Genomic DNA, 14,548 nt, shown 5'->3' with positions numbered 1-14,548 from the left:
TTAAAAGATGTTAAATATTAGCAACCTATTCTTCTAAGATGTAGTTTTGGTATTAGATGAAAAACCTAATAGCACTACTTTTTCTAATTTTAGTTTCTTTATCTAGCAACCTATATGCCCAAACGCTGGTGTCTGGTATTGTTTATGATAGAGAGTCTAAGCAACGCTTGGGAGAGGTACAAATTAAAAACCTAAGCACCAACGTACTGCTATTTAACGATTCGCGAGGTGAGTTTAGTTTGAAGGCGCAAGCCGGTGACCGGATATCGATTCGTAAGTTAGGCTATGTCGGCGACACATTGACGTTCAACAATCAGCAAGCATTGATCATCAATTTAACGCCTGCGGTCAAACGTATAGATCCGGTACAGGTATATGGTCGTCGCTCGCCGGATGATGTATTAAAAGAGATAAAAAGAGACTATAAGAAAGTTTTCGATCTGGCACAGCCGAAAGACTATTTTACGGTCGGACCAACTGGCGCTGGGGTTAGTATTGATGCGCTGTATAGTTTGGTAAGCCGCGAAGCAAAGAATGCGCGACGCTTTACGCAGCATATCGAACGAATACATGAAGAGAATATCGTTGATTTTTATTTTTCGCCCGATTTGGTGCGTTCGCTGACAGGTTTAGAGGACGAGCAACTGCAAGTATATATGCGTTTATTTCGGCCCTCGTACGAGTTTATCTCAAAAGCTAATCATTATCAATTGGTACAATATATAAAAAGTAAGTACGAAGTGTTTAAACTACACCCAAATTTGCGACCTTTGCGTGAGTTGCCTGATATAAAGCTGGATGTTAATCAAAAAAAATAATATGAAGATAAAATTCTACCTATTACCATTTTTTCTTTTGATGCTTGGGTTTTCCGTAGCACATGCGCAAGATTTGAAGGATTTGCGCGTCAAACCTGACACGACAATCAATGAAAATAAAGAAGGAAAAGCATTGAATGTAAAGAATATTAATGTTCCTATCCCGAAGTTGGATCTAAAGGTAAACTACTGGAAACATTGGAGCAAGATCGGAATCAACTTTAATCAGGCCTCTTTTAGTGATAACTGGAAGCTGGGTGGTATCAACTCATGGGCGATTATGGGCTTGATATGGCATAAATCCGATTATACGAAGAATAATTTCAACTTTACCACAGAGATTGACCTGAAGTATGGTAAGATCAGAAACGAAGGACAGTTAGCAAAGCCTAACAACGACCGTGTGTTCTGGGATAATAAGCTTTCCTACAAATTGTCGAAAAGCTGGGCGATCTATACCTCGTTCACTTTCGAATCGCAGTTTGATAGCCGTTATACTTATGCGAAGGCAGCGGACGGACAGGATTCAATTACCGGCGTGGTTTCAGCATTCATGTCTCCAGGATATTTTACAGAATCCCTGGGTTTGGAGTATAAACCCGATAACACTTTCTCCTTACGTTTCGGTACGGGTACAGCACGTCAGACTATTATTTTGGATGAAAGAATTAAGCCAAGATCTGCTGATGCTTATTTCCAACGCTATGGGGTTTACCCAAATCCTAAGGATCATAGCAAAGGAACCGGCGAGAAATACGGTGTGGAAGAGGGTAAGAGCTTTAAAAACGAGCTGGCTTTCCAGCTTACAGCGAATTTAGATCGTAATCTGACGAAGAACCTCAATTTGAAAGCCCGTTATAATTTATTTGCTGACTATGAGGATATGAACGATCCGGCACACCGCTTGGACGCAACCTTTTCAGCAAAAGTAACCTCATTAATAAATGTATCCTTAAGTGGTACAATGCTTTACGACTCGGCGATGGATGGAGCGGTACAGTGGAATCAAGCTTTGGCAGTAGGTTTGCTTCTTAACTTACCAAAATAGATTGGATGTTGAAGATAAAAGAGTTTTTGGTCGTAGGAGTAGGGTTAGTTTTCTTGGTTGCTTGTTCAACAGCCAAGAAAACAACCGTCTTACAAAACCCACAAACTGCCGTTATAAAACCTTCTGAGGTTGTAGAAAATACAGTTATTCCAAAAGATACTGTGACGCTGAATGAGCAAATTACCCAACAAGCGAATCAGCACAATCAAATAGATCCGAATGCTCCACTTAGTCCGGAGGAGCAAGCAAAGCAGCTTTTTACGACAGGTATTCATAAAGAATACGATTTCGCGCAAGCGATGCATTATGATTGGAGGAAGCCTTCCTACGTCATGATTCATCATACTTCCCAAAACAGTACAGCGCAGACGATACGTACTTTTCAGCTCCCGCATACCAAGGTGAGCAGCCATTATGTGATTGGCCGTGATGGTCGTGTGGTGCAGATGCTGAACGATTATATGCGTGGCTGGCATGCCGGAAGAGGGAAATGGGGACAGATTACAGACATGAACTCCGTGTCTATCGGGATCGAGCTAGACAACAATGGTTTCGACGCCTTCCCAGAGCCGCAAATTAACGCCTTGTTGACCTTATTGGATACGCTGAAGACGAGATACAGCATTCCGCAATTAAACTTCATTGGACACAGCGATTTCGCGCCCGGGAGAAAGGATGATCCGAATGTGTTGTTCCCTTGGGATCGACTTGCAGCACGAGGATTTGGTATATGGTTCAACGAGTCATACCTAATGCCCGCTCCAGCGACATTCAATCCTATCGATGCGCTTAAGTTAATGGGCTATGATATGAAGAATGAATCTGCGGTAATCCGAGCGTTCAAGAAGAAGTATGTAAGGACGGATCTGAGTCCGGTTTTAACGGATAGGGATAAGGCGATTATATACGATTTGTATAGGAAGTATTATTAGAATATTGGAGGTCGCTTTTCAGCGGCCTCTTCTTTCTTAACCCAGCCCTTTTTTCTTTCCCATCAATTCCTGAAGAATCAAACCTAAGGCAATCACAAAGACACAGCCAATCAGATTAAGCCATAGGAACGCAACAACATCCAATCTCCAAATACCTACGACGATAATCTCAGAAAGAATAGCGGCAAGAAAAACTGCTTTTCCGCCAATTCTTTTGATATAGAATGCTACCAAGAAGATACCCAATATAGTCCCATAGAATAAGGATCCAAGGATATTGACAGCTTCCAGCAGATTGCCGAGTTTACTAGAATAGAGGGCGATTGCAATCGTAAATACACCCCAAAAGGCGGTCGCGATTCGAGAGGCATTTAAATAATGCTTCTCATTTGCATCCTTGTTCACAAAACGCTTATAGATATCAATGACAGAAGTAGAGGACAGGGAATTGATCGCGCTGGCCGTAGCACCCATGGATGCCAGGAAAATAATTGCAATTAATAACCCGATCAATCCCTTTGGAAACACATCCGTAACGAACTTTAAGAAGATGTAGTTATTATCGTTGGTGTCAGCGGCGCTATCATTTTTCTTCATGAGGTCCACCAAATCCGCGCGGAGTTCTTTTTCCTGATTGTTATATGCCGCAAGCCGATCACGGATGCCATCGATCTTCGCATCTTCCTTTTTCGCTAGCGCATCTGTCAGTTCATTAACCACAAGTGTTTTCTCGGCGCTTATCTTTTCATGCGATTGCATGATCTTTTGGTAATCCGCTTTGTAGGCACTTTGCTCGAGTTTGGTAGTTTCCTGTTCATTAAAGAATAGGGGCGGCGTGTGATACTGATAGTACGCAAAGACAAGTATACCTATCAACAGGATAGAAAACTGCATAGGGACCTTTAAAAGACCATTCATGAGCAAGCCTAGACGGCTCTCTTTAACCGATGATCCTGTCAGATAGCGACCCACCTGACTTTGATCTGTTCCGAAATAGGAAAGTTGGAGAAAAAAACCGCCGATAAGACCCGTCCATACAGTATATTGATTATCTAAATCGAGGGTAAAGTCTATCGCATTGGTTTTTCCCGACTTCCCAGCAATATGGAGAGCCTCCGTAAACCCAATATGTTCTGGAAGTAACTGTACCACCAATACACCGGCTAAAAGTAGCCCGCCGAATATGATGGACATCTGTAGCAATTGAGTATAGGATACTGCCTTTGTTCCACCGTATACTGTATAGATCAACAAAAGCGCACCGATGGACAAGGTTGTCACGGTCAAATCGATGTTAAGAATGGTGGATAGGATAATGGCAGGGGCGAATATGGTAATCCCGGTTGATATGCCTCGTTGTATTAGAAAGAGGATTGCCGTTAATACTCTGGTTTTTACGTCGAAGCGTTTCTCGAGAAATTCATAGGCGGTATAGACTTTCAGCTTATGAAAGATGGGGACAAAAGTAATACAGAGTACAATCATCGCCAAGGGAAGTCCGAAATAGAATTGGACGAAACTCATTCCTGAAGAATACGCTAATCCTGGGGCAGAAAGAAAGGTGATTGCGCTGGCTTGTGTCGCCATGACCGAAAGACCTACGGTGTACCAGGGTAAAGAGCGGTCACCAAGGATGTAGCCGTCAATATTTTTGACGTTCTTGCTTTTATAGAGTCCATAAAGCACTATAGAAAGCAAGGTGAGGATGAGTACTATCCAGTCGATACTACTCATCCAAAGTATCTAGTGAAAAAATACATGAGGACTATACATACGAAAAGCCAGAGTACAATGATCCAATAGAATTGTCTCCAATTTCGTACGAAGGGAGGAAGTCCCTTATCTGTCATGTTTTTTATACGGTAATAAAACCGAAATAAAGAAAATTGCGAAGATTAAACCCGCTACTGTACCGGTAATTACACCTAAAAAAGTACCAGTTGCAACCCAAGCAGTTAAAGCAGCTAATAAAACACCAACTAATAAAATAATTCCTTTTACGTTGATTCCGTTAGAGTTTTCGATTTGATTTTCCATTATATGTTATTATTATTTTTCTTCGTTAGCTAGCAAATTTACAAATAATCTATAAGCTCCGGGCACTCCCGCCGGTAATTGTCGGAAAAACGCCAAAGAAGTATAGACAAACTTGCCCTTTCCATATTTTGCGACTAGTAAAGAGCCCTTATGCTGCTTCTCATTTTGATCAGCGAAGGATAATGGCGTTCGGTATTGCTTATCGATGTCTTCCGCGAAATATAGCCCGCGCTCTTGTATCCATCCGTCGAAGTCTTTTTGCGTTAATTTATTCGGATAGTTGAGTACAGGATCCTTTGGCTCAACAAATGTTGCCTTCGCATCTTCCTCCGTCACTCGAGCTCGGCTGATCTTAAACGGATAAGGTCCGAACTGGTCGATGCCAGTTCGCGAGTTGACATTATATTGAACTAAGGCTGTCCCGCCTTGCTCCACATAGCTCATCAGCTGTGGAAACCAACGCTGAATGGATCGACTTACATTATAGGCTCTAACCCCTAGAATAACAGCATCATAGCCCTGCAAACTCGAAGTAGTAATTTGAGACTCCGATAACTGCTCGACTTGAATACCGATATTGGCTAATGAACTAGGAATAAGGTCGCCCGCTCCGGCAATATAAGCGACGCGCTTAATTGGATTATTCAATTCTAAGGCCTTCACTTGTAATTTTACAGGAGGAAACCACGTAATCGGAGGGACATGCGGGTATAGAAGACGTTTATAATCATGAAGCGGCACCCCATTGGCAAGAAGTTCAATGCTTGAGGAAGCACTGTTCTTCGGGTTGCTGATTTCTACGGTCTTTATAATCTCCTGATTCGGCTCGAATGTGATAGTAAAACTATTAGGGTTTAATTGCAGACCATCTGACTGCTTAAAAGTAAGATCAATTTGTTGCTTTTTTGAGGAGTTGTTCTTCAACGTGATAGTCAAAACCTTTGTTTCTCCTTGTTGGAGCAACATATTGGGATGGTTGATGGAAGCCGTAATAACCGGACTAATGCTCATCGGCTCATATACCTCACCCTCTACAGGATCAACGTATTTGTATTTAATCTGACGCTCTACAGGAAATGTAAACCCGTTAATATCCAGGATAAATGTCGAACTCGGCAAGTTGCTGTTCTCCGGATTACCGTAATCTTTCGCATCTACAGCGAACTTTCCAAGGCTATGTGGCTTTTCCAGCCAATAAGGCTGTGTCCACACCGAAAAGGACTGGTTGTCCTCATATTTCTTGACCTCATTCCATGGCAATTCTTGATCAATGGATTTACCATTAATCGACTTTACCCGCACTTTAATTCCAGGATTGCGAAGGATAAGTTCGTTGGAAACCGGAATCTCTTCATTGACCACATAGTTGAAGTCGCTAGCAGTGGCTTCGATCCATAATCCCGAGCACGCGATAATCAACTCTTCGACATCTTGTAGCTTTTGCGTCTTGTAAACAGAGGGCTTAAGCTTTGAAATCAAGGTATGCAAGTTGATCAGTTTATCGATTGACGCTGCTGGGGCTTCCGCCTGAAACGTATTTTGAATATCTTTGATAGTCTGTTCAATGGCTGAAGTAGACTCGCCGAGGCGCTTCCAGCTGGAATCAATACCGTCAAATAAGCTTTCTTTAGCCTCATCGCCTGCAACGGCCTCAAAGTATTCGATGGACTTGCCACGACCTGCAGCAGCACCAAAACCCTGACTCTTATGCTGTGAGCGGCTTAAAGCAGCAATTTCCCCATAAGAATATCCCAATAATGGATTATAAGCACCAATATCGACCTTTAGCTGATCTTCGCGCGTATTGTTCATTCCGCCAAAATTGGCGGTGTTCCACAGCAAGCGTTTTGCTTTCCATGGTTTCAAGTCTTTTAACTGTTCTTGGAATCGCTTTGGATCGCCTGCAGCCTCGAAAGCTTCTTTGGCAAGGATAGCAGACGCTTGGTGATGACCATGTCCTCCACGTGTGTCGGGAGGGAAGCGATTGATGATAACATCCGGCTGTAGCTTACGGATTAGATAAACCGCTTCTCTTAGCGTTTCTTCCTTTTGCCAAAATGAGAAAGTCTCTTCATGCGTTTTCGAGAAACCGAAATCATAGGCAGAACTGAAATATTGCTCTCCTTTATCGATAGCGCGAGCTGCCAATAGCTCCTGCGTCCTGATTAAACCCAACTCAATGCCCTGCTCTGTGCCTAGTAAGTTCTGTCCGCCATCTCCTCGAGTCAATGATAAATATGCCGTTCTGTAGTTCTTTTCATTGGCTAACCAAGCTATCAAACGTGTGTTTTCATCGTCCGGATGCGCCGCAAAATATAGTACAGTACCCAAGGTAGAAAGCTTATCTATTTTAGACTTGATCAGCGCCGATGAATAGCTTTGCTGGCTAAAAGATAGTGTGATTGAACATAGGTATAGAATGACGAGGAATAGGGTTCTTTGCATCATATCTTAAAAGTAACGAAGTTTCAGTACAAAATAAAAGGAATCAAAAATAATTTGATTCCTTTTACCAACAATTAAAAATCTTTGACTTCAAACCCTGATTATAAACCTATCGGTTCGATTTGGCAGGATAATTTGCTTCGGGTCTAACCTTTAACGATTATAAAAGTACTATAAAATAGATGTAATCGGGCAGACCCCTTTAAAAAAACTTTTCCACAAAAACCAAGTTATACACAAGGTTTCTGTGGAAAAGAATAATAAATATAATAGTGCAGGCATTGAGCCTACAGGAGTTTATTTGTCGATAGACCCTAATACACGTTTCATGAAGGTGTTCAAGGCCTCTTTTTGTGGCATTCCCTCTTGTACCAACTTGTTCACTTCAACCGCACCGTACATATTGGAAATCAATTCGCCGATTACATCAAGCTCCTCATCCTTTAAGGAAGGAGCCTCTGTTAATGCCTCCAGGGTCTCGATAGTTTCTAAGACGAAGTCAACATCGTTCTCGGCAATAAATTCTGTAAGGTGTTTAATTACTGGTAACTTCATTTAATAAGTCTGTTAATCCGTCGATTTTATTTGTTTGTACTTGATTCACCAATTTGCCGTTCTTGAAAGCAGCGAAAGTAGGTAAATTATTAACGTTCGCAAGCTTTCTAGACTCTGGGAATTTCTCCGCGTCGGCAATGATGAAAGTTACTTGCTCGTTCTCGCCAGATAGTTTTTTAAATTTAGGCTTCATGATACGGCAGTTTCCACACCATGAGGCTGCAAATTGAACCATCACCGTTTCATTGCTGTCGATGATCGCCTGTAAATTATCTTCTGTTAGTTCTTGTAACATAATGCTTCTATTTTAGTTGTTGAAAACAAAAGAGGAGACTGAACGCCTCCTCTTGTATAAGCGTTTATTAGTTATTTGATAGGTAAGACGCTACTCCGTCGCGTGTTGCGCTCATAGCCTCTTTACCTTCTTCCCAGTTTGCCGGACAAACCTCACCATGTTTTTGTACGTGAGTGTAAGCATCGATCAAACGGATATATTCTTTAACGTTACGGCCTAATGGCATATCGTTTACTGATTCGTGGAACACTTTACCAGTCTCGTCGATTAAGTAAGTCGCGCGGTATGATACTGCAGAACCTTCTACCAATGTACCGTACTCTGGGTGCTCAACTTCTTTCATCTCTAAGATACCTAACACGCTTGATAAGTTGCGGTTAGTGTCAGCGATCAATGGATATTCAACTCCTTCGATACCACCGTTATCTTTTGCAGTGTTTAACCAAGCAAAGTGAACCTCAGCAGAGTCGCACGAAGCGCCTACTAAAATGGTATTTCTTTTTTCGAATTCTGCAGCAAGCTCTTGGAAAGCGTGTAACTCCGTAGGACAAACGAATGTAAAGTCTTTTGGATACCAGAATAACAAAACTTTCTTGTTTTCTTTCTGTGCTTTCTCAAATAAATTTAAAGTGAAGTTGTCACCTAAATAATCAATCGCATCAACTGTAATGTTCGGGAAATTTTTACCTGTAAAACTCATAATATTATTCTTTTCTTTTGTGCTACAAAGATACATAAATTTAAGCCTTCTTTTTATTGATATTCTTTATCTACTATTGGTTTTGTCTATATAAGGCAGGGTTACTTATAAATGTGATTTATACCACAAAACGGGATCTGCTGATAATGAGGAGGCAAGATTTAGTGACGCTCTGTGAAATGGGTTTTACTGAAGAGTTATAGGTGCAGGCAGAATAGCGCAGACTTTTAAATTATTGTTTGCACAAGTTCTTTAAAATAGTAGTTTTGTTTTCCGGCCCCGTAGTTCAACGGATAGAATAGATGTTTCCTAAACATTTGATAGCAGTTCGATTCTGCTCGGGGCTACAACTTTTAATATTAAACCATTAATAATAAACCGATTGCGAAAGGTTTGTTTGTTGTTGTTATCGCTTTTGCACCTATATTTTTACTTCACAAACATTGTAACATATTTGGGTGCGAGTATCCCATCAGAAAAATTAATGTTTGCTCATAGACCGGATTTAAAGATTTACGATGAAATGGTTGCTTAATACAATCCCTTCCGTATATTTAGATGATAAAAAAAAACAAACCTAATGTAGGCGGGGAGTGGGGTTTATAGGAAAATTCCCCCGTAATATGACCTTTGCTAAAATGGAGTATATTGTCCTATTTCTGAGGACATTCATTGAGAAAATTAAAAAGTATTTGTTTTATAAGCCAATTAAGTTCTGTTTTTTTAATATGTTTTCAGCATTTTATACTGTATCGGAAGTTTAACACAATGACCTCGAAATATTTTAATATTAATTATAAAAGCGTTAATTCATTTTCAGAGCCGTATTTTTCTGTATAATTTTAAAAGTTGATGTGATATAGATAAATTAATTCCGAAATGAAAAACTTAATACTACAATTATTATCCAAGTACGACTCTACCATAAAAACACTAATTCTACTTATAGTGGTATTAGGATTCTTCGATAAGTTTTATAATGATTCTTTTATTTGGTTCTTTTCAACTAGTTGGGTAATTATTTTACTATGGCTTTTATTTAAGATATTATTCAAAGTTGTAGTTGATAGCACTATTTATACTTTAAAAATAATCCGTTTAGATGAGAGTGAAGATTTTGAAAGGAAATATTTTATTGTATCAGTGTTGTTTGGATTGTCTACACGTTTTGTCCTTCATTTTGGTTTGCCTGGTGCATTGTTTCTCTTGGCTTTTTTAATTACTTTCTTACTGCGTACTTTTATTACTTTAGCAATACGTTATAAATCCAATTTGAATGTAAATATCGTCTTTATTTTGCTAATTTTCTATATTATTTGGCACCCTTTTAAGTTAATTGTTAAACAAGAGTTTGGGGTAAATAAAATCGGACATGTTTTCCAAAGCAATGAATTTAGAGCCATAAACGATTGTGAAATCTATAATCTTAAAGACTTTAAGTCCTATTTTGGTAAGGCGGATTTACTTATGTCTCACAAATTAACGGAGGACGGTATAACCGAAGAATATAATTTAGACGGATTTGTTGAGAATTATTCAATACGCTCATATTCTATTGAAAAAGCAATTGTTTATTCAATCTCTTTTAATAATAAAGTCGTTAATTTTAAGGATTGTATTATAACAATTTATAATGATGATAATGTTTGCAAATGTGAGAAAGGGATAGAATACAACATCAAATTATTACTTAATAAATAGAAATCGTACCAAAATCCTTTATGAAATTGGTACGATTCTTTAATAGGGTTATGTTTCGAGTTTCCTAATTCGTTTTCGGATTGCTCCTTCAGATACCCCTAATAATTTTGCAATTTCTGTGTTTTTCTTTCCTTGCTGATGTAGTCGATAAGTTAATTCCAAATCCTCTAGATAATCTGCTTTAGGGTTGTTTACATGGTCGTGTTCATTTCCGTATTTGTTAAATTCAAACTGTAAAAAATTGTTTTTGGCGCCTTTTGTGATAGTGCATAAACAAATGTTAGATTCATTGTATATATGTTCACAATTACGTTGTTTAATTTGCTTAATATATTTTACATTATACTCTAAGAAACTTTTTCCTATTGCAAAACAACTGTCTACAAAGTTCATAAGCATCTTACTACCCTGTAAATCATTGTTTGATATTGGCTTTACAAAATCCCTTTTTGGCGTATGTGCTAAGACAAGAATCGACAAATCTAAGTCTGTTTTTAATTGCTTAAGTTTTTTAATAAAATCTAGTGCTAAACTCCCTTTTTCAACATCTTCTAAGATAAAGGTCAGGTTGTCAAGAATAACAATTTTAGTCTTGTGCATTTCTACTTCCTTTGAAATACAGTCTAGAATTTTTTTATTGTCAAAATGTGGTGATTCATAGTCTAATTCACTTCGCAAAAAATTATCATCGAATGAATAATGATTCTTATAATTATCTGCATATCTTGCTTCAAATTGTTTGCTAGATAATTCGAAGTCAAAGTAAAGTACTTTTTGTTTTTCAGCTTCAAGTTTAAACCCTTCAATTGCTTTGCCTTTACTAATGCTATCTGCAATTTGTACCGCTAAAATTGATTTTCCCAAATTTGTGTCTGCAAATAAAATTGATAGCTCATTCTCAAACCAAAATTCGCTAAATAACATTTTGGGTATTGGTTTGCTTGAAGCCTCTTTAATCCATTCGTTTGCTGTGTATGTATTAAAATTTTTCATAATTATTTTCTCCTGTCTGTATTGATTGTCTATTTAAATGTCTTGATTGTATTCTATACTCTAATTCTCCCTTATTTACTCGTAGGCTTCGGCTTAAATCGATTATTTCTTCTTCTGAATACTTATGTATAGGTTTGCAAGAAAATAAGAATTTGCCTAGCTCTGGGGCTTCGATAAATAATTCTAAAAAGTCATTATTCATTTAACCTCCTTGTTTGCAGTAGCATAATGAAAGTGCTTAATTCTACATTTAGCTTTTTACAAATCAATAAGCAATTAGTAAGTGAAATGTATTGAAGGTGTTTACTTGCTTGAAGGAAGTAATACAGCTGATTGTTATTATGAAGCTGTTCTCTCATCTCTCAAAGGTTTTAAAGAGTTCATAACTTCATAATACTCATAGCGTATTATGTTTCCTAATACTCGAGCTTTGATAATTCCTTTTCGAGTATAGCTGTCTAATGTAGGAAGTGAGATTCCTAATAGATTAGCTGTTTCCTTTCTAGACAATAGTAGTCTAGTGTCAGTTTTTTCAACTGAGTTTAACTTTGTTCTTTCCATATATTTTTATTTTTTTTAAAAAATATCAGAAAGGGCTTGATTTTTAATTTTATTTGATTTAAATTTGTTTGATTGTTGTTGCCTTTCTAATATGTTGCTAATATAGGATACGATTATACCGTTTCCCAAATTTTTTATGTAAAATTTTCCTTAAAAACAAGCGCATTTTGTTTTTGTATCGTTTTTATGACTTTTTTATGACAAATCGGCTCCAATTTTCATTGCTGAAAGCTTTCTAGTATTAAATCTGCGTGATTTTTTGGTTTTAATTTTATATATTTTAAAAAGGAGCTTTCGGTTGAATGACCAGTAATCTGCATTATTGTTATAGTTGGAATTCCTTTAATATACATATTTGTGGCAAAACTTCTTCGGGCTGTGTGGGTGGTAATTAAATTATATTTGTGCGTTTTGTTTATGTATTGTTTCCCACCTTTTATAGTATGTTGAGTAATTATTTCATTTAATTCAGCTTTTTTTCCTACCTCTTTAATATATTCATTTAGTTTTTGATTTGATATAGATTTCGGGAGGCTATTATTTGTGTGGTTTTTATATTTATCCATTATCTTTTTAAGAACAGGAAGAACTGGTATCACAACAGACTTTTGAGTCTTTTGGGCAGTTATGGTTATGTACTTATTATCTTGTGAAAAGTTTGAATTGTCTAATTTGCTGAAATCAGAAAACCTTAATCCAGTCCAACATCCTATTAAAAACAAATCTCTAGCATTCTCTAATCTAGGACTCTCTTTTAAATTTAATTCTTCAATTTTTTTAAGTTCCTCAACGTCAAGGTAAATATTATCAACATCAACTTTGTGAGCTTTGAAGGTTTTCTTTTTGTACTCTAGATTTGTATTTATTCCTTCTTCTGTTGCGTAGTTTAATACCGTCTTTAGGTTTCTGTAATGTGTTCCAATAGTATTGATAGAAAAGTTTAATTCATTTTGCATATATGTCGATAATGCATCATAAAAAGTTAGGTTGATTTCATTGAATTTTAAATCTCTCTTGTTGCGGAAGGTCGTAAATTCTTTTAATATGAAGTTTGTTCTCTTGTATGATTTAATAATGGCCGGCGTTAATAACTTTTTAGTTTTATCATTAAATCTTGTTTTAGATGATTCAATAAAGTCTTTGAAATAGTCTAGAACGCTATCCGATTTAACTTTCTTTTTATTTGAAAGATTATGTTCTATAATTTCTTTAAATGTGTCAAAAGAAGGATATTCTCCGTTATCTGTAACATACTTTCTAAACAAAGATTTTATTTTCCCTTCAATATCATCTAATCTTTCATTGAACATGGTAGAATCCCACTCTTTTGATTTACCACTGTTTTTAGCTCTATGTTTTTTAATATCAAAATGATTAGGATGAATTTTAGCTACACTATATAAGGTAAGTGTATTTTTATTCCAACGAATTATACATTTAACTGCGGAATTCTTTGTTTTGTCTTTTGGTGTCCTTAAATTGAACGATACATTTACATCTTTTAGATTATTCATATTGCACTCACTTTTGCACTCGGAATCTGTTTGTTTATATTTGTTCTATTTTTTTAAAGTTAGTTCAAATGTTTTGTATTAAGTTCATTATCACATAAGTTTTTGTGCATTTTAGTTTTCTTTTTGCAAAGGTTCGATTCTGCTCGGGGCTACTAAATTTGAGACACCCTAAATCGCTGGTCTCCTTTCTATTTCCTCGACTACCGTAATTGCACAGACAATAAATCATTCGCTAACTTATGTAATCCATCTTCAATTCGCTTCAACTGTGATGCGCGAGGCTTTTTCAATCCGGCGGAATAATGCTGTAACTGCCGCTGATTGATACCGGTGATTCTTTCCAACGCGGAGTTAGTGAAAATCCCTTTGTAATAGTTTAACAAACTTTCTACATCAAAATGAAAGGAAATCTGATAATCAGATTTTAAGATCTTGGGAATATTTTTGGAATCAAATTCTTGTTTAATAATTTGAATGCTATTAAGAATAGAATTCTTGGCCTCTTCGACAGTATCACCCCCTCCGTAAATACCCGCTGCATTCTCGGCATAAGCACTGAACATGTCAGCACTGCGCTCAATAATAATTTTCAAGGTTTTCATTTAATCTATTTTTCCTTTTCTATTTATTTCTACAGGTTTTTATTTCAAACCAAGATCCTTTATCATTTTTTTTCGAAGGCCTTCGCCTATTTCTTTACTTCCATGATAGGGAATGGATACTATTCTACCGTGTTTTTCATAGATATAATGAGATCCATTGGTCCGAATATGAATCCAACCATTCTTGCGTAAAATCCTGTGAAACTCACTGGATTTCACGGAAATGATAATTTAACTAGATGTATCATATCTCTATAACGAAGTGTTCCTGTCATTTACAAACCAACAATATAAAGGTAGTAATAATACTACTTATTTAAAAGCAAATGATTTAGCAATCGGAAGCG

The 14,548-nt window shown here is 37.2% G+C and carries 16 protein-coding genes and 1 tRNA gene; 5 read left to right on the top strand and 12 right to left on the bottom strand.

Annotated elements, in window-relative coordinates; genetic code table 11:
• The first annotated feature begins 56 nt into the window (after positions 1-56).
• Genes QYC40_RS18370 through QYC40_RS18360 form a run of 3 tightly spaced genes read left to right on the top strand, consistent with a single transcriptional unit; the run spans position 57 to position 2,798 of the window.
• Positions 57-818 carry a hypothetical protein gene (locus tag QYC40_RS18370; RefSeq protein WP_301991697.1) on the top strand — a complete coding sequence of 254 codons (762 nt, stop codon included), beginning with the start codon at positions 57-59 and terminating at the stop codon, positions 816-818.
• A 1-nt stretch (position 819) separates the two neighbouring features.
• On the top strand, positions 820-1,866 hold the full coding sequence (locus tag QYC40_RS18365) for a DUF3078 domain-containing protein (RefSeq protein ID WP_301991696.1): 1,047 nt from the start codon (positions 820-822) through the stop codon (positions 1,864-1,866).
• Positions 1,867-1,871: 5 nt separating this feature from the next.
• A complete protein-coding gene (locus tag QYC40_RS18360) occupies positions 1,872-2,798 on the top strand; it encodes an N-acetylmuramoyl-L-alanine amidase (RefSeq protein ID WP_301991695.1) in 927 nt (308 codons plus the stop codon).
• Between the two features lie 36 nt (positions 2,799-2,834).
• Here QYC40_RS18360 and QYC40_RS18355 read toward each other — a convergent pair whose 3' ends face one another.
• The 6 genes from QYC40_RS18355 to QYC40_RS18330 form a co-directional block, all read right to left on the bottom strand.
• Entirely contained in the window at positions 2,835-4,532 is a 1,698-nt protein-coding gene (locus tag QYC40_RS18355) for a sodium:solute symporter (RefSeq protein WP_301991694.1), read from the bottom strand.
• 105 nt (positions 4,533-4,637) lie between these two features.
• On the bottom strand, positions 4,638-4,835 hold the full coding sequence (locus QYC40_RS18350) for a hypothetical protein (protein WP_301991693.1): 198 nt from the start codon (positions 4,833-4,835) through the stop codon (positions 4,638-4,640).
• Positions 4,836-4,847: 12 nt separating this feature from the next.
• Positions 4,848-7,283 (bottom strand): PIG-L family deacetylase, encoded by a 2,436-nt coding sequence (locus QYC40_RS18345; RefSeq protein WP_301991692.1) that lies wholly within the window; start codon positions 7,281-7,283, stop codon positions 4,848-4,850.
• A 294-nt stretch (positions 7,284-7,577) separates the two neighbouring features.
• Positions 7,578-7,835, bottom strand: coding sequence for a hypothetical protein (locus QYC40_RS18340; protein ID WP_301991691.1), 258 nt, complete (start codon positions 7,833-7,835; stop codon positions 7,578-7,580).
• Positions 7,816-8,130 carry a co-chaperone YbbN gene (locus QYC40_RS18335; protein WP_301991690.1) on the bottom strand — a complete coding sequence of 105 codons (315 nt, stop codon included), beginning with the start codon at positions 8,128-8,130 and terminating at the stop codon, positions 7,816-7,818. Before QYC40_RS18335 ends, QYC40_RS18340 begins: the two co-directional genes overlap by 20 nt.
• Before the next feature lie 67 nt (positions 8,131-8,197).
• Complete coding sequence (locus tag QYC40_RS18330; protein ID WP_293931308.1) at positions 8,198-8,830, bottom strand: peroxiredoxin; 633 nt, start codon at positions 8,828-8,830, stop codon at positions 8,198-8,200.
• Positions 8,831-9,105: 275 nt separating this feature from the next.
• On the opposite strand from QYC40_RS18330, the gene QYC40_RS18325 reads away from it, so the two are divergent.
• Positions 9,106-9,177, top strand: a tRNA-Arg gene (locus tag QYC40_RS18325).
• Positions 9,178-9,709: 532 nt separating this feature from the next.
• The gene (locus QYC40_RS18320; RefSeq protein WP_301991689.1) at positions 9,710-10,531 is read left to right on the top strand and encodes a hypothetical protein; all 822 of its coding nucleotides are present in this window, start codon (positions 9,710-9,712) and stop codon (positions 10,529-10,531) included.
• 48 nt (positions 10,532-10,579) lie between these two features.
• Here QYC40_RS18320 and QYC40_RS18315 read toward each other — a convergent pair whose 3' ends face one another.
• The 6 genes from QYC40_RS18315 to QYC40_RS18290 form a co-directional block, all read right to left on the bottom strand.
• Positions 10,580-11,524, bottom strand: a complete 945-nt coding sequence (locus tag QYC40_RS18315) for an AAA family ATPase (protein WP_301991688.1) — start codon at positions 11,522-11,524, stop codon at positions 10,580-10,582.
• Positions 11,511-11,726, bottom strand: coding sequence for a hypothetical protein (locus QYC40_RS18310; RefSeq protein ID WP_301991687.1), 216 nt, complete (start codon positions 11,724-11,726; stop codon positions 11,511-11,513). Before QYC40_RS18310 ends, QYC40_RS18315 begins: the two co-directional genes overlap by 14 nt.
• A gap of 137 nt (positions 11,727-11,863) precedes the next feature.
• Entirely contained in the window at positions 11,864-12,085 is a 222-nt protein-coding gene (locus tag QYC40_RS18305; RefSeq protein ID WP_301991686.1) for a hypothetical protein, read from the bottom strand.
• Between the two features lie 218 nt (positions 12,086-12,303).
• Positions 12,304-13,599: a site-specific integrase gene (locus QYC40_RS18300; protein ID WP_301991685.1), complete on the bottom strand. Its 1,296-nt coding sequence runs from the start codon at positions 13,597-13,599 to the stop codon at positions 12,304-12,306.
• Between the two features lie 200 nt (positions 13,600-13,799).
• Positions 13,800-14,201 (bottom strand): type II toxin-antitoxin system HicB family antitoxin, encoded by a 402-nt coding sequence (locus QYC40_RS18295; RefSeq protein ID WP_301991684.1) that lies wholly within the window; start codon positions 14,199-14,201, stop codon positions 13,800-13,802.
• A gap of 39 nt (positions 14,202-14,240) precedes the next feature.
• A complete protein-coding gene (locus QYC40_RS18290; protein ID WP_301991683.1) occupies positions 14,241-14,420 on the bottom strand; it encodes a type II toxin-antitoxin system HicA family toxin in 180 nt (59 codons plus the stop codon).
• Between the last annotated feature and the right edge of the window lie 128 nt (positions 14,421-14,548).

It is taken from the genome of Sphingobacterium sp. BN32 (assembly GCF_030503615.1).
Taxonomy (GTDB): Bacteria; Bacteroidota; Bacteroidia; order Sphingobacteriales; family Sphingobacteriaceae; genus Sphingobacterium.
Note: the sequence above shows the minus strand (reverse complement) of the source record. Positions and strands in the feature narration are given on the sequence as shown.